Origin of the sequence: Staphylococcus sp. EG-SA-15, assembly GCF_017151895.1 — a bacterium.
Taxonomy (GTDB): Bacteria; Bacillota; Bacilli; order Staphylococcales; family Staphylococcaceae; genus Staphylococcus; species Staphylococcus aureus.
On sequence record NZ_JACVZN010000027.1, the window covers coordinates 1 to 23,535 of the forward strand.

The following is a 23,535-nucleotide window of genomic DNA, read 5'->3' on the forward strand; positions in this document are numbered from 1 at the left end:
CGCCGCTAACATCAGAGAAGCAAGCTTCTCGTCCGTTCGCTCGACTTGCATGTATTAGGCACGCCGCCAGCGTTCATCCTGAGCCAGGATCAAACTCTCCATAAAAATTATGATGTTTGATTAGCTCGTAAATACTAAATAATGTTTGTAACTTATAGTTACGTTTTTTGGAATTAACGTTGACATATTGTCATTCAGTTTTCAATGTTCATCGTGTAAAAAATAAATGGTGGAGACTAGCGGGATCGAACCGCTGACCTCCTGCGTGCAAAGCAGGCGCTCTCCCAGCTGAGCTAAGCCCCCATAAAATGGAATTTAAGAAGTAATCGGGAAGACAGGATTCGAACCTGCGACCCCTTGGTCCCAAACCAAGTGCTCTACCAAGCTGAGCTACTTCCCGTTATTCAATTAATTTAAAAATGGCGCGCCCGATAGGAGTCGAACCCATAACCTCTTGATCCGTAGTCAAACGCTCTATCCAATTGAGCTACGGGCGCTAAAATGGTGCCGAGGACCGGAATCGAACCGGTACGGTGATCTCTCACCGCAGGATTTTAAGTCCTGTGCGTCTGCCAGTTCCGCCACCCCGGCAAAATAATGGAGCAGAAGACGGGATTCGAACCCGCGACCCCAACCTTGGCAAGGTTGTATTCTACCGCTGAACTACTTCTGCATTATTTTGCTAAATATAAAAATTAAATCGTAATGAGCCATAGAGGATTCGAACCTCTGACCCTCTGATTAAAAGTCAGATGCTCTACCAGCTGAGCTAATGGCTCAAAAGATGGTGCCGGCCAGAGGACTTGAACCCCCAACCTACTGATTACAAGTCAGTTGCTCTACCAATTGAGCTAGGCCGGCTATATCTAAGAATAAATGGTGGAGAATGACGGGTTCGAACCGCCGACCCTCTGCTTGTAAGGCAGATGCTCTCCCAGCTGAGCTAATTCTCCGATTTGTCATTTGCCTGGCAACGTTCTACTCTAGCGGAACGTAAGTTCGACTACCATCGACGCTAAGGAGCTTAACTTCTGTGTTCGGCATGGGAACAGGTGTGACCTCCTTGCTATAGTCACCAGACAAAATAACTTACTTATTTATGATACACGCTTAATTAATAAGGTGCAATAGTTAATTTTACACTTTGATGTAAACTTTGTCACATCAGCTTTTAGTGTGTTTCGTCTGTTTTTGACGACTTTTATATATTACTTCATTCAATTGATAAAGTCAACACTTTTAATCAACTTTTTTATTCTTCAAAACTGACATTTCTCGTGCCCTCTAATTCATAACACTTTTAGTATTCTATCATACACATATGTACAAAACCATACACATTCTATACAATTTTAAAGTACTTTTATAGCTGATTAAGATAAATTATACTAATATAGCAATTTTTGTTATAAGATATCTCAATGTCTATCGTTAACTATTACTATCAAAAACATTCAAACACGAACTAATTACCATAATTAAGAAAACCCTCGCATACACATGTTGTATACACGAGAGCTCTTACTAACAATCAACGTCATTTATTTTTGTCTCATATAAGGGAATAATAACACGTCTCTGATTGATGGAGAATCAGTTAATAACATAACCAATCTGTCAATACCGATACCAAGACCACCTGTCGGAGGCATACCATATTCTAACGCTTCAATGTAATCTTCATCCATTTCATGCGCTTCATCATTACCTTGCGCTTTTTCAACAAGTTGCGCTTCAAAACGACCTTTTTGATCAATAGGATCATTTAATTCAGTAAATGCATTTGCATGCTCTCTACCTACAATGAACAATTCGAAACGATCAGTAAATCTAGGATCTTCAGGATTTTTCTTCGCTAAAGGTGAAATTTCAGTCGGATGACCATAGATAAACGTTGGCTGAATAAGTGTTTCTTCAACTTTTTGCTCAAAGAATTCATTTAAAATATGACCATATTTCATTGTATCTTTAATTTCAATACCATGTTCTTTAGCTAAAGCTTTAGCTTCTTCATCACTTTTAACTTCATAAAAATCCACACCAGTAGCTTCTTTTACAGCATCAACAATATGCAAACGAGTCCAAGCAGATTCTAAATCAATCGTTTCCCCATTGTATTGTACTTTTGCAGAACCTAATACTTCATTGGCAATATGTCTCACCATAGATTCTGTTAAATCCATAATGTCATGATAATCTGCATATGCTTCATATAATTCAATCATTGTGAATTCAGGGTTATGTCTAGTTGATACACCTTCATTACGGAATACTCTACCAATTTCATATACTTTTTCAAGTCCACCGACAATTAAACGTTTTAAATGCAACTCAATAGCAATACGCATGTATAACGTTGCATCTAATGCATTATGATGTGTTACAAATGGTCTAGCAGCTGCTCCACCAGCAATTTGGTGCATCATAGGTGTTTCTACTTCCAAGAAACCTTTATTATTTAAATAATTACGCATTTCTTGAATGATTTTACTACGATTAATAAATGTACGAGTGCTATCTTCGTTCGTAATTAAATCTAAATATCTTTGACGATATCTCTGTTCAATATCCTGTAAACCGTGGAATTTATCCGGTAATGGTCGCAATGATTTAGTTAGTAGCGTGAATTTCTTCGCTTTAACCGATAATTCGCCAGTATTTGTTTTGAACATTACACCTTCAACACCAACGATATCGCCTAAATCAGCATTTTTCCATAAATCAAATTCGTCATCGCCAACTTGATCTTTACGAACGTAAATTTGAATTTGTCCAGCTAAGTCCTGAACGTGTGCAAATCCTGCTTTACCTTTACCACGCTTAGTCATTAATCGTCCAGCTATAGCGACATGACTATCCGCTTCTTTTTCTACCAATTCTTCTTTAGAATACTGGTCCCACTCTTCTTTCAAATCACTAGATAAACCTGAACGGTCAAATTTAGAACCAAACGGGTCTATACCAAGATCATATAATTCTTGTAATTTTTGACGTCGAACCAACATTTGGTCATTCATTTCTTCTGACATAACTTTCTCTCCTTTAACTTGTTGTAATCCTTTAGTATTCCAACTGGTACACTCAAACATTTTCCTTTAAAGTTTTATAAAATATCAGACATTTTTGCTCAACATACATCTCTTTCGATGTTTCTAATACTTTATCATTAACCATTACACCTTAAAGTTATGATGTGGCATGTTTTCTTATATTCATAACATCAATTTTATCACTTTTTTAATTTTACAAGAGCTTGTAAATGTAATAAAGCAATTTCTGTTTTCGTTTATGAATTACTTATTCATTTAAAATATGATTATCATTAATACAACCCTAAGTAAATGTATAAAAATTATCTTCCACAAACTTCAACAAAAGCCCAAATAAATTACAGCAATTTATCAAATATTGCTTACTTTGATTTTATGAAATAACTTAATTCTAACACATACTAAATCATCATATACTAATTCGAAATCAAATGCATTTAGAGATAATCAAAATGCGGAAACATCTCCAATAATCAATCATCTATTCCCAATAAATATGAATGTTCTCAACAATGCATTATTTATATCTCTTTACACTGTCATCGACAAAAACTAAATCTTTCACTTTCAATTTCGAACGTGGTTCTACGACATTTGCTGCTATATCATTTAATGGGATTAAAACAAATGCACGTTCATTCATTCTCGGATGTGGCACCGACAGTTTTGGTAAATCTATCATTTCTTCTCCATACAACAAAATATCCACATCTAAAGTTCTAGGACCCCATCGTTCCTTTCTAATACGGTGTAAACATTCTTCTGTCTTCAAACAACATTCCAACAGTTGTAATACTGTGAGTGTTGTTTGAATTTCAACACACAAATTTAAAAAGTTAGGTTGCTCAGTATACCCAACTGGTGCTGTTTCATAAATCGGAGAAATATTAGATACGTTAATACCATCATATTCATTCAAAATCTTTATAGCATCGTTTAACTGGCTTTCTCTATCACCAATATTACTACCTAATCCTAAGTATGCTTGAATCATTTATTCTCCCTCACTATTTCGATACCTACTCCATCATAATGACCCGGAATCGGTGGGTTTTCTTTAGTGATTCTCACTTTCGTTTCCATTACACGATTATATTGTGAATTTATACGATTTGCAATACGTTCAGCTAGATGCTCAAGTAAATTAACGGCCTTACCTTCCATAATTGATTTAACCTCTTCGAACACTTCACCATAATGAACTGTATCAATAACATTATCAGTACGCCCAGCTTCAGCTAAGTCTACTTTCAAAGTTACATCCACTTTGAAAATTTGCCCTATTTCATTTTCAGCTGATAAAGCACCATGATATCCATAAAAGCGCATACCTTTAAGAAAGATTGTGTCTTGCATTTTCATTCTCCTTTAAAAAATCTATACCTTTAGCTAATTTAGCATTCAACTCGACATTATGAACGCGTACTGCTCTAACGCCTTTCATAATACCATATGCAGTCGTAGCTGCAGTTACTTCATCTCTTTCAACCGGTGTTGTATCATAACCCATCATCTCTTTAGTGAAACGTTTCCGGCTTGTCGCTAATAAAACTGGATATTCTGTTGCAACAAGTTCATCCAGTCTTGCCATAACTTCGGCTTCTTCATTTCTAGTTTTAGCGAAACCTATACCTGGATCTAGCCAAATTTTATTTGAAGGTATACCAGCTATTTTAGCTTGATGTGCTTGTGCTAACAAAGATGTTAACATTTCTTCGACAACCGGTTCATCACGATTACCATTTCCATTATGCATTAAAATAATTTCCGCGTCATATTTAGCTACAATTTGGAACATATGATGATCATACAGCCCAGCCCATTGATCATTAATGATATCAACGCCTAATTTTAAACATGCTTCAGCAACCTCACTTCGAAATGTATCGACTGAAATTTTTACATCAAAACCGACAATAGCTTCAACAACAGGTAATACTCTGTTCATCTCTTCTTCTAATGAAACCATTTCATGACCTGGTCTCGTTGAAACACCTCCAACATCTATAATGTCAGCACCTTCATCTATCATGGCTTTCACTCTATTTATAGCTGATTCAACATTATTAAATTTTCCACCATCTGAGAATGAATCAGGTGTGACGTTTAATATGCCCATAATTTTTGTTTTAGTCATGTTAACCACCCTTTAATTATGTATTGTTTAACTCTAATAAAATTTACTCCTGCTATTTACTAGTTATTAGTATGTACGTTTATTATCTTATCATTCACTGGATATTTTTATCAGAAAAATGTTTAATTTAACGCTCATATTTTTAAAAATATACATGGTAGAAAAAAAGAGCAAGTTATCTCAAAAAGATAACTCACTCTTTTAAATGACATTAATTAGTCATCGAATGAATATAAAGGTGTTGATAAGTAGCGTTCACCATTACTCGGCAATACTGTTACTACTGTTTTACCTTTTCCTAATTCTTTTGCTTTTTGAATGGCAGCATAAATCGCAGCACCTGATGAAATACCTGCTAAAATACCTTCCTCTTTAGCAACTCGACGAGACATTTCCATCGCTGTATCATTTCCTACTTTAATAATACTGTCATAGATTTCTGTATTCAAAGTGCCTGGAATAAATCCAGCACCTAAACCTTGTAATTTATGTGGACCTGGCTCACCACCGCTCAATACTGGAGAAGCCTCAGGCTCTATAGCAACAATTTCGATGTTAGGATATTCTTTTTTCAGAACTTTACCTACACCAGATAACGTACCACCAGTACCAACACCAGCTAGGAACGCATCGATAGTTTTCCCTTCAAATTGTTGTAATAACTCAGGACCTGTAGTTAACTCATGAACTTCAGGGTTCGCAGGGTTTTCAAATTGTTGTGGCTCGAAGTAACCATGTTCTTCTTTCAATTCTTTAGCTTTTTTAATTGCACCTTTCATCGCTTCTGATCCAGGCGTTAAAACTAATTCCGCACCGTATGCTTTTAATAAATTACGACGCTCTTGGCTCATTGTTTCGGGCATAGTAAATACTGCTTTATATCCTTTAGCAGCACATACAAATGCTAAACCGATACCTGTATTACCACTTGTTGGTTCTACAATTGTATCGCCAGGTTTAATTTTGCCTTCTCGCTCTGCTTTTTCAATCATTGCTAAAGCAATTCTATCCTTTACAGAACCACCTGGATTTTGATATTCCAATTTTACATAAACATCTGCTGCATTGTCATCTACTACATTTCTCAATTTGACTACCGGTGTACCGCCAATAATTTGAGTAATATTATCTACTGGTTTTTGTGCCATTAAGAACACTCCTTTTTAGTTAGTTGTTGAAATCTTAGTTTATTTATCGGATATAGAATTATTTTATCAAATAAATTCTAGAAAGCAAACAAAATCACTAAGGATTATACAACTATTTAGTTCTACATTTCACTAAACCGCTAAAAATAAACATTTTAGCGTATTGATTTAAATTAAATTACGCTAAACTTTCTAGCAACACGTTTAATTCTTCTTCAGTATATTTATATTTATTTCCACAGAAATGACATACTGCTTCAGCACCATGATCTTCTTTAATCATATTTTGAATCTCAGCCTCGCCCAATCCTTTAATAGCATTTAAAAATTTCTCATGACTACAATTACATTCAAATTGAACAGGCATTTTCTCTAAAATTTGCACATGGTCTTCACCTAAGATTTCGTTTAGTAATCCTTCTGGCGTTAATCCTTGTTCAATTAATTTAGAAACTGGTGTCATTTCACTAATTGCTTTTTCTAATTTTGAAATTGTTTCATCTTTGGCACCTGGCATAACTTGAATGATAAATCCTCCTGCTGCTTTAATCGTATTATCAGGATTTACCAATACACCAAGACCTACCGATGAAGGTGTTTGTTCACTTGTAGCATAATAATAAGTAAAATCTTCACCAAGTTCTCCTGAAACAATTGGACTTGCTCCAGAGAAATAGTCTTTCATTCCAACGTCTTTAACAACCATAATAGATCCATTTGTCCCTACTGCTCGTCTTACATCAAGTTTACCTTGCTCATTTAATGGAAAATGAGTTTGTGGATGGTCTACATAAGCACGCACCTCGCCTTTAGCATTTGCATCGGCAATAATTCGTCCAATAGGTCCTTGGCCATCTACAGTGACAGTTAATTTTTGATCACCTTTCAACATTGCGCCCATCATAGCTGTTGCTGTCATTGTTCTTCCCATTGCAGCAGATGCTGTCGGCCATGTATAATGTCTCGTTTGTGCTTCTTGAACAGTTTCAGTTGTCAAAGCAGCATAAGCCCTAATCTCCCCATCAAATGCTAATGCTTTAACAATATAATCGTGTGTCATTATTTCAATCTCCTCTATTACTCTATATTTTAAAATTACTTTACTTCATAAAATGCAACAATTGTACTTATTCTACACCCATCATTCTAAATAATGAAGTAACTTGTTTTACAATTATTTTCTGCTATAACAATTCAATGACTTAAAATCTAATACGTATTTTTAAAAACGATAAAAGTACCTCTTTCTATAACTTTATCATAGAAAGAGGTACTGAATATAATCGATTATTTATTGTCTGGGTGATTTGGATCGTAAGGTTTTTCGATATTTGGGGCTTGTCGATGTGCTGGTTCATCTTTTTCATCAGATTTATCAGCTTCTTTTTTATCCTCAGCAATATCTTTTTCTTCTTTACGATCTTCACTTTCGTCACGTTGTCCATCTTCTAATTGCTCTTTACGAATCTCTTCATAAGATTTACCGAATTTACCATCATTAAATTCAGAATCTTCATCTTTAACAACTTTAGCTGCATCATAATCAATTTCAGGTAATTTACCTTCGTAGAATAATGATTGAATTTGTTCAGCAACTAATGTTTCTTCTGTTAATAATGTTTCAGCAATTAAAATTAATTGTTCTTTGTGCTCTAATAAAATTTGTTTACAACGTTCGTATTGTTCTTTAACGATTCGTTGAACTTCTTTATCAATTTCATATGCGATTTGGCTTGAATAATTAGGCTCACCTTGCATATCTTTACCTAAGAATACTTGACCATTGCTATGACCGAACTGTAATGGTCCTAATTTTTTACTCATACCATATTGCGTAACCATTGAGCGTGCGATTTGTGTTGCACGTTCGAAGTCATTTGAAGCACCTGTTGATACTTCGTTAAAGTTAATATCTTCTGATACACGTCCACCAAGTAAACCACAGATTTTATCTAATAACTCTTGTTCAGTCATTAAGAAACGATCTTGTTTAGGTAGCATCATTGCATAACCACCTGCTTGTCCACGTGGAACAATAGTAACTTTATGCACTACTTCTGCCTCATCAAGTACCATACCGATAATTGTATGACCAGCTTCGTGATGAGCAACAATATTACGTTCTTTCTTAGAAATAACTCGAGATTTCTTAGCAGGTCCGGCTATAACTCTATCCGTTGCCTCTTCGATATCTCTCATGTCAATTTTCTTTTTACCTTCACGTACAGCAATTAAAGATGCTTCATTTAATAAGTTCTCTAAATCAGCACCTGAGAAACCAGGTGTACGTTGTGAAATTGCTTTTAAATCAACCGTTTCATCAAGTGGTTTGTTTTTAGCATGAACATGAAGAATTGCTTCACGGCCTTTCACATCTGGACGACCAACTTGAATTTGTCTATCAAAACGACCTGGACGTAATAAGGCTGGGTCAAGGATATCAGGACGGTTTGTAGCAGCTATCATAATGATACCTTCATTTTCACCGAATCCATCCATTTCAACTAATAATTGGTTTAGGGTTTGTTCACGTTCATCATGACCGCCACCAACACCTGCACCACGTTGACGACCAACAGCATCAATCTCATCGATAAAGATAATACAAGGCGCGTTTTTCTTAGCATTATCGAATAAGTCACGAACACGGCTCGCACCAACACCAACAAACATCTCTACAAAGTCTGAACCACTAATAGAGAAGAATGGTGCGCCAGCTTCACCTGCAACCGCTCTAGCAAGTAATGTTTTACCAGTACCTGGAGGTCCAACAAGTAAGACACCTTTAGGAATCCTAGATCCCATTTCTTTGAATTTTTTATTATCTTTCAAGAAATCAACAATTTCAATTAATTCTTGTTTTTCTTCATCTGCCCCTGCTACATCAGAGAAACGAACACGACGTTTGTTATTATCGTACATTTTCGCTTTAGATTTACCAAAGTTCATCATACGACCGCCACTACCGCCACCTTGTGCTTGGCTTAGGAAGAAAATAAATAATAACGCTATGACTACAACTGGAATTAATGTTGAAAGTATACTCACAAAGACACTTTGTTTTTCTTCTTCTTTAATCGTTAATTTTACACCGTTTTGCTTTTTAGCAGCATCAGTAATTTTTTGTAATTCTTTTTCGTTGTTATATAAAATAGTTGATGAATAGTCTTCATCATTTTTCGTTTTACCACTTACCATATAGACATTTTGTTGTGGTTGGATTTCTAAAGTTTTAAGGTCACCTTTTTCCAACTTCTCAGTAAATTGATTATATGTAAGCTGTTTCGGCATATTTCCATTACCGTTTAAATATGAAAATAGACCAAAAATAATAACGCCTATTATTACGATAACTAGCACATTGCGAAAAGCTTTCTGCATGCGTCATTTCCTCCTACTTCCCATAATAAAACTAACAAAAATTGTAACATATGACATGTTTTATAAGCTAGTAATTGAGCTTAACATCAATGCCATTCACATCCGTATTAGTTTTATCAATCTCTATATTTTTCAACTTTTCAAGACATATGTCTTGTCTAAAATTAAATATATATGAAATACATTTTTCATATTTTTGAGTCTACACTATTATTTCTCAAACGCATAGTAATAATAACTGAAATTGATTAAAAAATTAATTTGAATACACTTCAGGTTTTAACGTACCGATATATGGTAAGTTTCGGTATAATTCACGATAATCTAAACCGTAACCAACAACAAATTCATCTGGTATTTTTTTACCTACATACTTAGCTTCAATGTCCGCTTTACGACGGTTTGGTTTATCTAATAAAGTAACTATTTCTAATGAATTAACTTTTCTAGATTGTAATAATTCAGTAATTGACTTAAGTGTAGTACCAGTCTCTAAGATATCTTCAATAATTAATACGTCTTTATTTTCAATAGAAGAACCTAAATCTTTAATGATTTGAACTTCACCAGTTGACTCAGTGCCTCCGTGATAACTAGAAACATCCATGAAATCAATTGATAAATGGGTATCAATTCGTTTAATTAAATCTGACATAAACATTGCTGAGCCTTTTAAGATACCCACGCATACTAATGGTTTACCTTGATAATCCTTTGTTAATTGTGCTCCCAATTCCTTACAGATATTTTGAATATCTTCTTCAGTTAACAATACTTCTTTCAAATCATTATGCATAACGCTATTCATCTCCATTTTTACTAATTATAATCCATTGTTTTATTGTTTGTTGTTGATATAAATCTCCTACCGCAATAATGCGCTGTTGTTTATCCAATACGATTGGCATTTGATCCCGAACCCACTGTTGCACTTTACAATCTATAAACAGGCGATTCACTTTCTTATAACCATCGCGCCCATTCAGTTTAAATGTATCGCCACTTTGTCGTGTTCTCACTGTAAGCGGAAATAAACATTTTGGTAAATTAGAATGTATCTCTAATCGATATTTGTTAAAAATATAATTACCTGGCTTTTCAATAGTTTGAACTCTAAAATATGTATCGCCATTATTTTTAGCCATTATTATTAATTTACCATATGCGATTTGAATTATCCATTTATCCGTGAGATTAATACTGAATTGTGCTTTCTTACTACTAAATTGTTTAAACCACTCTTCGTATGTTTTAGTACTAATATTAAACAACTCATAATACTTTGATAATAGGCAATCCAACACAACCATCTTTAATGAGTTTGGTAAGTTATTAAAAGCTTGTCTAGAAACCTCTAAATATTTTGACTTTTCATCAAACTTCACAAATTCTTGAATAAATTGTTTAGCTGAATATTGCAAAATATCATATTGTTCATCATGCCATTGTTTTAATTTTAATAAATGCGATACTTTAAGTTGATTATTTTCATCAATAGCTGGAATAATTCTATTACGAATATCATTTCTAACATATTTGTTATCTTTATTAGATTCATCTTCAAAATATGGAATATGATATCTCTCTTGGAATTGTTTTATTTCTTTTTTAGAGACAGCTAAAAGTGGTCGATAAATCTGATAACCTTTTCGCTTCGATAACTCATCAAATCCTAGTTTATTACGCGTCGATTTCCCATTAAAAATACGATACATAATAGTTTCTAATTGATCGTCCAAATGATGCGCCGTTAGCAATACATCCGCTTCTAATACATTCATCATTTCATCAAACCATTCGTAACGTTTAATTCGAGCTTCATTCTGAATGCTGTTATTTCGGTCGAGACTATGCGACAAATCTAACTTTTTGATATGTAAATCGATGTGATGACGTTCGCAGTATGCTTCTAAAAATCTGGCTTCCTCGATTGAAGCTGACCTAACGCCATGATTGACATGTAAGCATGTTAGTTTTCTATAATTATCTTTATAATCATTTAGTAGTTGATACAATAAACACATACTATCAATACCTGTAGAAACAGCGACAACAATATGGTCATCAACATGCCAACCATTACTATTTAACTGCATAACATCACCTCACTTTTACAATTTTCAAAAATGGTATAAGCCTTAGTTATATCATTACAAATAAAAGAGACTGCTCCTTATTTAAGAAACAGTCTTAGATTGTCTAACGCTGCAATCGATTATTCGATACGCATCATTCTAAATATATTCCTTATCGAAACAGTCTTTATTTATTTTAATTAACGTCTTGAACCTTTGCCACCGCGTCTAGATTCTGTTTGACGTTTGATTGAAGTTAATTTATCTTCACTATCTTTTAAGAAATTGCTTAATTTCTTTTCAAAATCTTCGGCTTTTTGCACTGGTTTTTGATGACTTGGTTTACTCGTATGTTGTCTACGTGGACGGTCTTTAGCTTTCTTAATTGAAAGACTAATTTTTCCATCATCAGCAATAGATAATACTTTTACGTCTACTTCATCACCAACAGAAAGGTGCTCTTCTACGTTTTCAACATAATTATCTGCGACTTCACTAATGTGAACTAAACCACTTTTTCCTTCAGGTAATTCTACGAATGCACCAAACTTTTTAATACCAGTGACTTTACCTTTAAGCTTATTTCCAACTTCGATTGACATATGTTAAATAAATCCTCCCGATTTGATTCGATTTTCCCTTATTATATCCTTGTTTGGATTTTTTCACAATGTCTATACTCGGATAATTTTGAATCAATTTGGATTTATTTTTTCGAAGATTTTGAGCTAGACGAATCTTTGTCTTCTGGCAACCTAAAAATCACTTCACCTTTGTTGCTTAAGTAATAATCATCACGCGCAATTTTTTCAATATAATCTTTGTCATTCAGATTATTCAACTTTTCTTTTAACGCAATTTCTTCATTTTGTTGCTTTTGAAACTGTGCTTCTTTCGCTTTTCGCTCCTGTGCATCGATATCATTGCGATGTTTTTGGACAACAAGCAAGATTGATAAAACAACAATTATCGCAAGTAATACGCCCGCAAATACTGTAATACGCCTACGAACAACACGCATTTTCATTTTTTGACGTTGTTTTTTCTTGTTCTCTTGCGACGTGTACTGATTTTCTATATGTTCTACTTTATTTTTCATTGCTTGTCACCTCCAATTTACGCTTCTTCAAGTCGACGCTCTTCAATGATTTCATACATGCCCTTTGCGTTATCTTTAGATGCATGTTCATTTAATGCAGTTACTTTAACTGTTACTAATTTTTGACCAAAGCGAATCGTCAGCACATCTTCAACTTTAACATCCGATCCAGCTTTAGCAACATTACCATTTATTGTAATTCTACCTTGATCACTTACTTCTTTTGCTAGCGTACGTCGCTTTATTAACCGTGATACTTTTAAATATTTATCTAATCTCATGTATTACTCTCCCCTTTTTCTAGCCACTGCTTTAACGCGGCCTCATCAAATGACTTATCCTTCGTCTTCTCATATAAATTTAAAAAATGCTCTGCAAATACTTTTTCAAATTTAACTCTTGGCTGTTTACCTTCAGCATCTTTCGCCTTAGACCAAATTTCTTTTAAGTCATCGATAGTTTCAGCATTGGCATCACCAAATATGTGTGGGTGTCTACGAATCATTTTAGCATTAAGACTTGTAATCACTTCTTTAATGTCGATATACCCTTCTTTTTTACCAATACTAGTATGCAATAACACTTGTAATAAAATATCTCCTAGCTCTTCAATCATATGCCAATCATCTTCATTGTCAATAGCTTCGAACAATTCAAATGTTTCTTCAAGTAAATAACGCTTAAGCGTTTCATGCGTTTGCACTTTATCCCATGGACAACCTTTATCTTCATCAACTAAAGTATCAATCACTTCCGTTGCAAAATCAAAGTCATGATACAAATATGTCGATGTTATGATTTTTGGTACGAATACACTCGTCAAATTATTGAATGCATTTTCATCATGATCCAATTCATATAATGGGCATGTCACAACGTTATCCGCACCATCGCTTCGTGCACCAGTGACAATTTGAACAGGGTAATCATCAGGATATCGTTCCATTAAAGTGATTTTCAAATTAGCAGCAACCATTGCACTATAAACTTGCGTAATCAATGTATGCGTTCTAACATTAAGTGTTACTTCTTGTAATGATGTCGCATCTAACAGTGTGAAGCCATCATTTGGATCTACATTAACTGCTTCAAACACATCATCAATAAAGCTTTTACCACCTAAAACTTTCACATCTATATCAGTATTGTCCTTTGCTAAAGCCAGTAATTTCACTGTAGTTGTCTCAGCAACTCTAGGATGACCCGGAACCGCATAGACAATATCTTTTTCATTAGCAGCTTCAACCAATTGCGCCACAATATCATTATAGACATCTTCAAATTGGTCATGTGCTTCATAAACATGGTCAAAACTCTGAAATGTTAATTCATCTTGCAATGATTCTATAACTGGATGATCTAACGTTCTTGCATAAACTTTATCTTGTGTCTTTAAAAATTTATATATCCCTAGCGGCAAATCATCAATGCCATAGTTTCCTAAGCCAACAATCGTAATGGTATGTGCCATCAACGTCTTCCTTTCTTAATTTGATACAACTTTGAACCAAATGGTAAATAAGTTAACTCTTTATATGTCAAAACATTAAATCTAAAAATATAGAAAAACAATGCAATGATACCTAATACTGCTGCACATAATAATTCAATGAGTCCAGTGAATCTACCGTGTGTTGTCACTATGTTTAACACGCATTGAACAACAATCGACATAAATACCATACCTAAAACAACATTGATAAAAAATCGTCTCATCGCATGTAAGTGGTATTTTCTCGTGACAGCAATATGGATAATCGTACCGAATATAATTAATGATACAACAGTACTAATGCTCGCACCAATAATGCCACTTAAACGAATCAAAATGATATTAAGTATAAATTTAATAACCAATCCTGCCGTCATACCAACAAAAATAGGTCTCACAGCATGTTGCGCTTGTAATAAAGCCATATCCATCATAATTAACGATACACAAATGACCGTAATCATATAAACACTTAACGTTAAGGTTAAATCATTCGTCTTAAAAAACACACCGTTCATTAAAGGCAATAAATTAATTAATCCTATTCCCGCTGCTGTACTTATTAAAATCGTAATCTTTAATGACGCATTTGCATAACGATTCATAAGTACCTGATTATTCATTTTGATTGCGTCACTTAACAGAGGAATGAGCGCAAAACTAAATGTTGTAGTTACAATCAATCCCATCTGAATAAATGATGCACCACGGTCATAGACTCCTTTTTCAGTTATGGCAACATCGAATGGCACGCGTATCGCTTGAAGTGACTTAATAATAGTAACACTATCAATCACTTGCCATAAAATTACGATTAATTGACTGATAGCGAAAATCAAAACCGAAAGTGCGAACTGTTTCCAAACAATCTTTGCAGTGTTATTTACCATTTTAAACTTAAAAGGTCGGTGCGCTACTAAATAAATTGAAGAACCTAAAAAACCTATCGTTGATGCTAAAATAGCAATTGTTCCCGCTTCATATATCGTCCAACCTCTGTCTACAAAAATAACAATAGTAACAATGATAATACCTACTCGTATAACTTGTTCTATAACCTGGGAAATAGCCGGAACTGTCATATTATTTGCAGATTGATAATAACCTCTTAACACGCCAAGCATACCTATAAATATAAAGCTTAAACTTGCAGCTTGAATCATTGGTGTTAAATGGCCATCACCCATCATATGTGCAATATTGTTTGCAAACACAAAAATAGCAATAAATATTAATATACCAACTAATTGTATATAAGCGACTGCTTTTGCATATGCTTCGTCACTATGATACTTTCCTATATTTTGTGTAATTGCACTAGGAATGGCATTCATCGATAATATCATTCCTAATGCTACAATTGGATACACTTGTTGATATGCATACAAACCTGTATCGCCTAATATATTTTGATATGGAATTCGATATACAGCACTCAGAATTTTAATGACAATTAATGCAGCAGTTAACACGACAACGCCATTAAATGCATCTTTATGCTTCATCACTGATTCTCATACTTTCTTCAATGCACTTAACTAAAAACTTCAAACTATCAAGCCATTGATTTTGTTTCGTTAAAGTAATTGTCATTGCATTATTTTGAACACCAACCTTCATTGTTCTACCTAAAGGTTGTGTTGCTTTGAACAGCACTTCGCCATCAATATTTTCAGTGGCTTTTACAGATAAATGAATATCAATTATTTTCCCTTTATCTTTAATCAACGTGATACCTGAATGTAATGCGTGTACTTTTATTTCCACTATATCAAGCAAACGTGCTACTTCAACAGGATAATCATTGAAACGATCAATTAATTCATCTTTAATGTCGATAATTTGATCAAATGTTTCAGTTTTTCGTAGCTTTTTATAAATTTCAATTTTAGCTTGTTCATTTGCAATATATTCTGTTGGCAAATATGCATCCAAGTTTAAATCAACTTCGACTTCTGGCACCTCAGATTCTGGTTCCTTAATACCACGTTTTTCATTTACAGCTTCTTCTAACATTTGACTGTACAAATCAAATCCAACTGTATCAATAAAGCCGTGCTGTTGTTTACCTAACAAATTACCAGCACCACGAATGTTCAAATCACGCATCGCAATCTTAAATCCTGAGCCTAACTCCGTAAATTCTTTAATCGCTTGTAATCGATCTTCTGCAGTCTCAGTTAGTACCTTATTTGCTGGATGTAAGAAGTATGCATAACCAATACGACTTGAACGACCAACACGACCTCTTAATTGATACAACTGACTCAATCCAAAGCGATCTGCATCTTCAATGATCAAAGTATTTGCATTTGGGACATCGACACCTGTTTCAATAATCGTCGTCGTTACTAAAATATCATATTCATTATTGATAAAACTTAACATCGTTTCTTCTAAATCGCGCTCTGTCATTTGTCCATGAGCAACTGCAATGTTAGCATCTGGCATTAACATCTGGAGTTGTTCTCGTTTTTCATAAATGGATTGCACTTTATTATAAAGATAAAACACTTGGCCATCACGGGATAGTTCTCTTTCTAAAGCTTCTTTGATAAAACTCATGTTCTGTTCTAATACATATGTTTGAACTGGGAAACGATTTTCTGGCGGCGTTTCAATCACTGACAAATCGCGCACACCTAGCATACTCATATGCAATGTTCTAGGTATTGGGGTTGCAGTCAATGTTAGTACATCTACATTATGTTTTAATGTTTTAATACGCTCTTTATGGCGTACACCAAATCGTTGTTCTTCATCTACAATCAACAGCCCTAAATCTTTATACTGTATATCTTTACTAAGTAATTTGTGTGTACCAACAACTATGTCAACAAATCCAGTTTTAAGTCCTTCCTTAGTTTGTTTTATCTCTTTAGGCGTTCTAAAACGACTCATTAATTGAATTTCAACAGGAAAATCTTGCATACGCTCAATTAACGTCTCATAATGTTGCTGAGCTAAAATAGTTGTAGGAACTAAAAATGCAACCTGCTTTCCTTCCATTACAGCTTTGAATGCTGCTCTCACTGCAACTTCAGTTTTACCATAACCAACATCACCACATAGCAAGCGATCCATTGGACGCGATTTTTGCATGTCATCTTTAATTTCATCGATAGATTTAGCTTGGTCAGGCGTAAGTTCATATGGAAAATCTAATTCAAATGTTGTTTGCTCAGCTGTGTCTTCCCCATATTGATAACCTTCTGCCATTTCTCTTTCTTTATATAAATCAATCAACTCTTCAGCAATATCTTCAACACTTTGTTGAACTTTAGCTTTTGTTTTTTTCCATTCACTGCCACCGAGTTTATTTAATTTTGGCGTCTTATCTTCCGAAGCTACATATTTTTGAACTTGATCCATTTGATCTACTGGAACAAATAGTTGATCCGTACCTTTATATTGCAATTTAATATAATCACGATGCGTTTGCCCCACTTCGAGCGTCTCAACACCTAAATATCTACCAACACCATGATGCACATGAACAATATAATCTCCCACATTTAAATCTTGGTAAGACTTAATTTTTTCAGCATTTGAGATAGCTTTCGTACGTTTTCGTTGCTTTTTCTGTTTTGATTTAAAAAGCTCACGCTCAGTAATGACAACTAATCCCATATCAGGTAGTTCAAATCCTTCAGATAAACTGCCCTCAATAATCACTGCTTGTCCCGATGACATTGAGCGATGCAATTTTGTTATTGATGGAATATGCATTTCACTTAACATCGCTTGCATACGTTCAACTTTAGTTTCGGTTTCGACCAAAACCACGATATGATAGTTTTGATTAACATATCGTTGAAATTCAGAACGCATAATGTCATATTGCCCATAAAATTGTTGGACAGGTTTACATGAAAATTTAATAATATGATTTAGTTTTATCGGCATTGTTGTAGCGAATAATGAAAAATAAGTGACAGGATAGCCTTCAATCAATGTTTCAAAATCATCATATTTTATAAAACTTTGTCCTATAAATCCATTACCACTTTCAATAATATTGCTAATAAACGAATCAGACTCTACTGTTAAACTTTCTTCAGTTTCTTTAATACGATTAAATTCATCAACTGCAATGATTGCATCTTTTTGGAAATACTCAATAATTGTCGAAGGTGTTTCATACATAAACGCTACTAAGCGACGTAGTATTTGATGATCAAAGTATGTACTTTCGAATAATTTAAAGCTTTCATACGTTTCTTTCAAATCATTGCGCACTGATTTATCTATTTTGGGTCTTGTATTTTCATATGCAGTTTTTAACTCTTCTTTAAGATGGCTGATCACTTCTTCAGTAATGATATAATCACTTGCAGTTGTGATATCGACTTCTTCAACATTATCTTTGGAACGCTGCGTTTCAACATCAAAATCCCGAATAGAATCAATTTCGGTATCAAATAGCTCAATTCTGATTGGTTCCCCAATTAGCGGAAAGATATCGATAATACCTCCTCGCAATGAGAATTCACCAATATGCGATACCACGGATTCCCGTTTGTACCCCATATTAACTAATTTGTTAAGAAATTGGTCCACATCGATATCCTCACCAACACGCAATGTCATTTGGTGATTTTGCCACATTTCAACAGGAGTTAACCACTTTTTCAAACCATTTAAAGGAACGATAAATAACCCTTTCTTACCTTGAGCTAACGCAGTTAAAGTTCTAATACGTTCACTCATCAGTTGAGGGCTTTGTGTTGAAAACTCTTCGGTCATAATATCTTGCACAGGATACTTATACAATTCTTCAGCATCTATAAATTGAAGTAAATCTGTTTCTAATTTATCTGCTTGGTATAAATTATTGGTAATTAATAATAACTGTTGATTACTTTGTGCATATTTTTCAGCAATCATCGTCACTTTAGCTGACGGGGAAAGACCAGTTACTAGTGTGTTTGCTTGTCCAAATACCTGATTAAGGTCTTGAAAATGATTATCTTCTTTTATAAGCGTTGTCAATATTGTCATTATTTCACTTCACCATTAAATTCATTCATAATATGGTCAAATCGTGATGTTTCAACAAACTTTTCAATTGCGCGTGCTGCGTGTTCGATAACTTTTTCCATCGTTACCATTTCATCATTTGAAAAGCGTTGTAAAACATAATCAGGTACCGTCATACCATTCGTTGGTCTTCCCACACCAATACGAATACGTTTAAATTGGTCTGTACCAAGCATTTTAATAATTGATTTCATACCATTGTGACCGCCCGCACTTCCTTTTTGTCTTAAGCGAACTTGTCCTTGTTCTAAATCTAAATCATCATATAAGACAATTAAATCTTCTGGATTAACATTGTAATAATCCATAATCGGTGCAACTGCTTCTCCTGACAAATTCATCATTGTCATTGGTTCGATAAATAACACTTTATCGCCGTTCATTCGTTCAATTGTATATGCACCTTTAAACTTTTGTTTATCTAATGAAAAATTATTTTTCTCTAAAATATAATCAACGACTTCAAAGCCGATATTATGTCTTGTAAGTTCAAAACGTTTACCTATATTACCTAGACCTACAATACATTTCATGCGTGTTTACCTCCAACATAATTGTTTCATTTATTATTATAATGACAACATCTATTTTCCGCCATTGCCATCAATTATCATTATTCTTTAGCTTAGTAAGTATGTATTTTAAAATCGAGTACATTAAAATTTTTATGATGTATCATTGTTGAGTTTAATGTCTTTTACTCACTAAAATTAATTAAACTTTATTACAAAGCAATAAAGTTTAATTAAGCTTTATAATAACACAAAAAGCACCATGCTTATATTAAAATAAGCACAGTGCTTGTTAAACAAAGTATAAAAACTTTAATGTAACAGATTAAAATTACTCTTCAGTTTTTTCTTCGTCTTCTTTGCTTTCGCCAACAACTTCTGGTTCTTCAGTTTGTTGTTCGCCTTCCATAGCTTCGATTTCTTCTTCAGTTGGTTCTTCAGTTGGAGCAACTACTGTTACTACTGATTCAGCTGAATCGTTTTCGATTTTGAAGTCGCCAGTTACTTTAACATCAGCAACAGTTAAGCTGTCGTTAATGTTTAATTCAGTAATGTCTACTTCGATTGCTTCTGGAATATTGTCTGGAGTAGCAGTTACTTCTAAGTTGAATAATGGTTGTTCAACTACGCCGCCTTCTTTAGCGCCTACTGCTTCACCAACTAATTGAACTGGTACTTCAACAGTACGTTCTTCACTCATATTGATTGCTAAGAAGTCAATGTGAGTAATTTGGTTTTTAAGTGGATCGAATTGGTAGTCTGCAACCATAACTTTGATAGTTTTAGAACCAACGCCTAATTCGATAACACCGTTACGACCTACTTCACGGATAACTTTGATGAATTCTACTTCATCAACTTTAACTGACACGTTTTTAGTACCGTAACCGTATACTACTGCTGGTACTTTACCAGATTTTCTTAATTGTTTAAGATCTGAACGTGTTTGTTTACCTTGACGGATGATTGACTTTAATGAAGCCATTCTCATTTCCACCTTTCATTTTTGCTCAAAACGAGCACCTCACTTACCCATCAACATCATCGTTGCTTGCAAGTGTTTATTTATTCGTATAATCACGAACGAAACTATTATACACGTTTGGAATATGTTCGTCAAACGCCTTTTAAATATTAGTCAAATAATACGCTAACTGATTCTCTTTCGTATACACGAATGATAGCTTGTGCGATTAAACCAGCAACAGATAATTCTTTAGTGTTAGATGGTTTGCGGTCTTCATCTAAATGAATTGAGTTTGTTACGATTAATTCTTTTATAGCAGAATTTTCGATACGTTCTTTAGCCGGTCCTGATAAAACAGGGTGTGTACAACAAGCATATACTTCTTTAGCACCTTTATCTTTTAATGCTTGTGCAGCTAAAGTGATTGTACCTGCTGTATCAATAATATCGTCAATAATAATTGCCGTACGTCCTTCAATCTCACCAACAATGTTCATCACTTCAGCAACATTTGGTCTAGGACGACGTTTATCTATAATTGCAATTGGAGTTTTTAAAATGTCAGCTAATTTACGTGCACGTGTAACACCGCCATGGTCTGGTGAAACAACGACACATTCTTCTGGGTTAATATTCGGATCATCTTTGAAATGTTTAGCAAGAATTGGCACACCCATTAAGTGGTCAATTGGAATATCAAAGAATCCTTGAATTTGTGGTGCATGTAAGTCTAACGCAATCATACGAGTTGCGCCAGCTGTTTCGATTAAGTTTGCAACTAATTTAGCTGTGATTGGCTCACGGCTACGGGCTTTTCTATCTTGTCTTGCATATCCATAATATGGCACTACAATATTGATTGTTGCTGCAGAAGCACGTTTACAAGCGTCAATCATAATTAATAATTCCATTAAATGTAGATTCACAGGATATGATGTTGGTTGAATAATAAATACGTCACAACCACGAATACTCTCTTCGATATTAATTTGAATTTCTCCATCACTAAAACGTTTAACTGAACATTTACCTAGTTCAATTCCTACTTGGTCAGCAACTTCTTGCGCTAATGCTTCGTTTCCTTTCAATGAAAAAATCTTTAATGACGAATTCTTATATTCATTATTTAACATTTATAGTCCTCCAATTATTTAATTACGCAATTACTATTATATATAAAATGTAACTCCATTACTATGCGAATCATTAAATCATAAAGATTACATTAATATTACATAGGATTATCCTTTTATCCTAGTCATTTTAAATACGTAAATGATTATTTCCTATATCCTTCTTTTGTTGTTTGTCTTGCTCTTGCCACAGCTAAACTGTCATTTGGTACGTCATCTGTGATTGTGGAACCAGCTGCCACCAATACATCATCACCAATTGTTACAGGTGCTACTAAATTAACATTGCAACCTACAAATGAATCTTTGCCGACGATAGTTTTAAATTTATTTTCACCATCATAGTTAACTGTAATCGTTCCGCAACCAATATTAGTACGTTCACCAATTACAGCATCGCCAATATAACTTAAATGTGAAACCTTGGCACCATCTTTAAGATCTGCTTTTTTAATTTCTACAAAATTTCCAACCTTAACATCTGCACCTAATTGCGCGCCTGGTCTCAATTGCGCAAACGGTCCGACCTTAGTATTCGCTCCTACGCTAGCATCATTAACAACAGACTGTTGAATACATGCACCATTTTCAATCGTACTATTGTTAATTTCAGAGTACTGACCAATAACAACATCTTCGCCAATTTCTGTACGACCATTAATTCGTACGCCTGGTTCAATGACTGTATCACTACCAATTGTAACGTCTGGACCAATATAAGTGCTGTCAGGATCGATGATTGTCACACCATTTAGCATGTGATAATGATTCGTACGACGTTGCATCGCCTTCTCAGCCTGACTAAGCATTACACGATCATTTACACCCATGATTTCTTCAACATCATTGGTACGATAGACTTCTACGATGCCGCCATCATTTAAAATTAACGACAATACATCAGGGAGGTAATATTCACCTTGCGCATTATCATTTTTCACTTGTGTTAATTTTTCAAACAACGTTTTATTATTAAACGCTAAAATACCTGAACTAATTTCATTAATATCCTTTTCAGCTTGCGTTGCATCTTTCTCTTCAACTATGCGTTCTAAACGACCTGACGCATTTCGAACGATTCTTCCGTATCCATATGGTTGTTGAATCGATGCAGATAATACAGTTGCTTGAGCATTAGCATCCTCATGATGCGCAATCAATGTTTCTAATGTTTCCTTTGTGATGAGCGGTGTGTCACCACATACAACGATCGTCGTACCTTCCTTGTCTTCTAAGTGTGATTTCGCCATTTGCACTGCATGCGCAGTACCGAGTTGTTCCTCTTGAAAACTGTATAAAGAACGCTCGCCTAAATGTCCTTTTACACTTTCAGCACCATGTCCTACGATGGTTACAACTTGATCGACACCAGAGCCTTTCACACTTTCCAATACATGTTCGACCATAGGTTTCCCAGCAACCTCGTGTAGCACTTTATACTTTTTAGATTTCATTCTTGTGCCTTTACCTGCTGCCAAAATTATCGCGTGTCTTCGCATGA

General features: G+C 34.4%; 20 protein-coding genes, 8 tRNA genes and 2 rRNA genes. All 30 read right to left on the bottom strand.

Going from position 1 to position 23,535, the window contains the following annotated elements:
• Positions 1-105: ribosomal RNA gene (locus IDG64_RS10910) — 16S ribosomal RNA — on the bottom strand; the annotation flags it as partial.
• 122 nt (positions 106-227) lie between these two features.
• A tRNA-Ala gene (locus tag IDG64_RS10915) sits at positions 228-303 on the bottom strand.
• Between the two features lie 23 nt (positions 304-326).
• Positions 327-400: transfer RNA gene (locus IDG64_RS10920), tRNA-Pro, on the bottom strand.
• Positions 401-420: 20 nt separating this feature from the next.
• A tRNA-Arg gene (locus tag IDG64_RS10925) sits at positions 421-497 on the bottom strand.
• A 5-nt stretch (positions 498-502) separates the two neighbouring features.
• A tRNA-Leu gene (locus IDG64_RS10930) sits at positions 503-591 on the bottom strand.
• A 7-nt stretch (positions 592-598) separates the two neighbouring features.
• A tRNA-Gly gene (locus IDG64_RS10935) sits at positions 599-673 on the bottom strand.
• Between the two features lie 33 nt (positions 674-706).
• Positions 707-779: transfer RNA gene (locus IDG64_RS10940), tRNA-Lys, on the bottom strand.
• A gap of 6 nt (positions 780-785) precedes the next feature.
• Positions 786-861: transfer RNA gene (locus IDG64_RS10945), tRNA-Thr, on the bottom strand.
• A gap of 16 nt (positions 862-877) precedes the next feature.
• Positions 878-953: transfer RNA gene (locus IDG64_RS10950), tRNA-Val, on the bottom strand.
• A 12-nt stretch (positions 954-965) separates the two neighbouring features.
• Positions 966-1,080: ribosomal RNA gene (gene rrf / locus IDG64_RS10955) — 5S ribosomal RNA — on the bottom strand.
• Between the two features lie 461 nt (positions 1,081-1,541).
• On the bottom strand, positions 1,542-3,029 hold the full coding sequence (gene lysS / locus IDG64_RS10960) for a lysine--tRNA ligase (RefSeq protein ID WP_001288202.1): 1,488 nt from the start codon (positions 3,027-3,029) through the stop codon (positions 1,542-1,544).
• Positions 3,030-3,081: 52 nt separating this feature from the next.
• A complete protein-coding gene (locus tag IDG64_RS10965; protein WP_001790128.1) occupies positions 3,082-3,174 on the bottom strand; it encodes a hypothetical protein in 93 nt (30 codons plus the stop codon).
• Positions 3,175-3,567: 393 nt separating this feature from the next.
• Positions 3,568-4,044 (bottom strand): 2-amino-4-hydroxy-6-hydroxymethyldihydropteridine diphosphokinase, encoded by a 477-nt coding sequence (gene folK, locus IDG64_RS10970; protein WP_000613716.1) that lies wholly within the window; start codon positions 4,042-4,044, stop codon positions 3,568-3,570.
• The gene (gene folB, locus IDG64_RS10975; protein ID WP_001154302.1) at positions 4,041-4,406 is read right to left on the bottom strand and encodes a dihydroneopterin aldolase; all 366 of its coding nucleotides are present in this window, start codon (positions 4,404-4,406) and stop codon (positions 4,041-4,043) included. Before folB ends, folK begins: the two co-directional genes overlap by 4 nt.
• Complete coding sequence (gene folP / locus IDG64_RS10980; protein ID WP_000167923.1) at positions 4,384-5,187, bottom strand: dihydropteroate synthase; 804 nt, start codon at positions 5,185-5,187, stop codon at positions 4,384-4,386. The genes folB and folP overlap by 23 nt, the downstream gene beginning before the upstream one ends.
• Positions 5,188-5,402: 215 nt before the next feature.
• The gene (cysK, locus tag IDG64_RS10985) at positions 5,403-6,335 is read right to left on the bottom strand and encodes a cysteine synthase A (protein ID WP_000057594.1); all 933 of its coding nucleotides are present in this window, start codon (positions 6,333-6,335) and stop codon (positions 5,403-5,405) included.
• 178 nt (positions 6,336-6,513) lie between these two features.
• Positions 6,514-7,395, bottom strand: a complete 882-nt coding sequence (gene hslO / locus IDG64_RS10990; RefSeq protein ID WP_000148605.1) for an Hsp33 family molecular chaperone HslO — start codon at positions 7,393-7,395, stop codon at positions 6,514-6,516.
• Positions 7,396-7,622: 227 nt separating this feature from the next.
• On the bottom strand, positions 7,623-9,716 hold the full coding sequence (ftsH, locus tag IDG64_RS10995) for an ATP-dependent zinc metalloprotease FtsH (RefSeq protein ID WP_001167888.1): 2,094 nt from the start codon (positions 9,714-9,716) through the stop codon (positions 7,623-7,625).
• Positions 9,717-9,972: 256 nt separating this feature from the next.
• Entirely contained in the window at positions 9,973-10,512 is a 540-nt protein-coding gene (gene hpt, locus IDG64_RS11000) for a hypoxanthine phosphoribosyltransferase (RefSeq protein ID WP_000551283.1), read from the bottom strand.
• 4 nt (positions 10,513-10,516) lie between these two features.
• The gene (gene tilS, locus IDG64_RS11005; RefSeq protein ID WP_200626295.1) at positions 10,517-11,812 is read right to left on the bottom strand and encodes a tRNA lysidine(34) synthetase TilS; all 1,296 of its coding nucleotides are present in this window, start codon (positions 11,810-11,812) and stop codon (positions 10,517-10,519) included.
• Between the two features lie 179 nt (positions 11,813-11,991).
• Complete coding sequence (locus IDG64_RS11010; protein WP_000021445.1) at positions 11,992-12,393, bottom strand: S1 domain-containing RNA-binding protein; 402 nt, start codon at positions 12,391-12,393, stop codon at positions 11,992-11,994.
• 104 nt (positions 12,394-12,497) lie between these two features.
• Positions 12,498-12,890, bottom strand: coding sequence for a cell division protein DivIC (divIC, locus tag IDG64_RS11015; RefSeq protein ID WP_000792417.1), 393 nt, complete (start codon positions 12,888-12,890; stop codon positions 12,498-12,500).
• Positions 12,891-12,907: 17 nt separating this feature from the next.
• Entirely contained in the window at positions 12,908-13,171 is a 264-nt protein-coding gene (locus IDG64_RS11020) for an RNA-binding S4 domain-containing protein (protein ID WP_001234988.1), read from the bottom strand.
• A complete protein-coding gene (locus IDG64_RS11025) occupies positions 13,168-14,361 on the bottom strand; it encodes a MazG nucleotide pyrophosphohydrolase domain-containing protein (protein WP_000951443.1) in 1,194 nt (397 codons plus the stop codon). The genes IDG64_RS11020 and IDG64_RS11025 overlap by 4 nt, the downstream gene beginning before the upstream one ends.
• Positions 14,361-15,887 (bottom strand): polysaccharide biosynthesis protein, encoded by a 1,527-nt coding sequence (locus IDG64_RS11030; RefSeq protein WP_000680727.1) that lies wholly within the window; start codon positions 15,885-15,887, stop codon positions 14,361-14,363. Before IDG64_RS11030 ends, IDG64_RS11025 begins: the two co-directional genes overlap by 1 nt.
• Complete coding sequence (gene mfd, locus IDG64_RS11035) at positions 15,877-19,383, bottom strand: transcription-repair coupling factor (RefSeq protein ID WP_000154228.1); 3,507 nt, start codon at positions 19,381-19,383, stop codon at positions 15,877-15,879. Before mfd ends, IDG64_RS11030 begins: the two co-directional genes overlap by 11 nt.
• The gene (pth, locus tag IDG64_RS11040; RefSeq protein WP_000649790.1) at positions 19,383-19,955 is read right to left on the bottom strand and encodes an aminoacyl-tRNA hydrolase; all 573 of its coding nucleotides are present in this window, start codon (positions 19,953-19,955) and stop codon (positions 19,383-19,385) included. The genes mfd and pth overlap by 1 nt, the downstream gene beginning before the upstream one ends.
• Before the next feature lie 310 nt (positions 19,956-20,265).
• Entirely contained in the window at positions 20,266-20,919 is a 654-nt protein-coding gene (locus IDG64_RS11045; RefSeq protein WP_000157650.1) for a 50S ribosomal protein L25/general stress protein Ctc, read from the bottom strand.
• Positions 20,920-21,068: 149 nt separating this feature from the next.
• Positions 21,069-22,034, bottom strand: coding sequence for a ribose-phosphate diphosphokinase (locus IDG64_RS11050; RefSeq protein WP_000933774.1), 966 nt, complete (start codon positions 22,032-22,034; stop codon positions 21,069-21,071).
• A 146-nt stretch (positions 22,035-22,180) separates the two neighbouring features.
• Entirely contained in the window at positions 22,181-23,533 is a 1,353-nt protein-coding gene (gene glmU, locus IDG64_RS11055) for a bifunctional UDP-N-acetylglucosamine diphosphorylase/glucosamine-1-phosphate N-acetyltransferase GlmU (protein ID WP_001252535.1), read from the bottom strand.
• Positions 23,534-23,535: the final 2 nt, after the last annotated feature.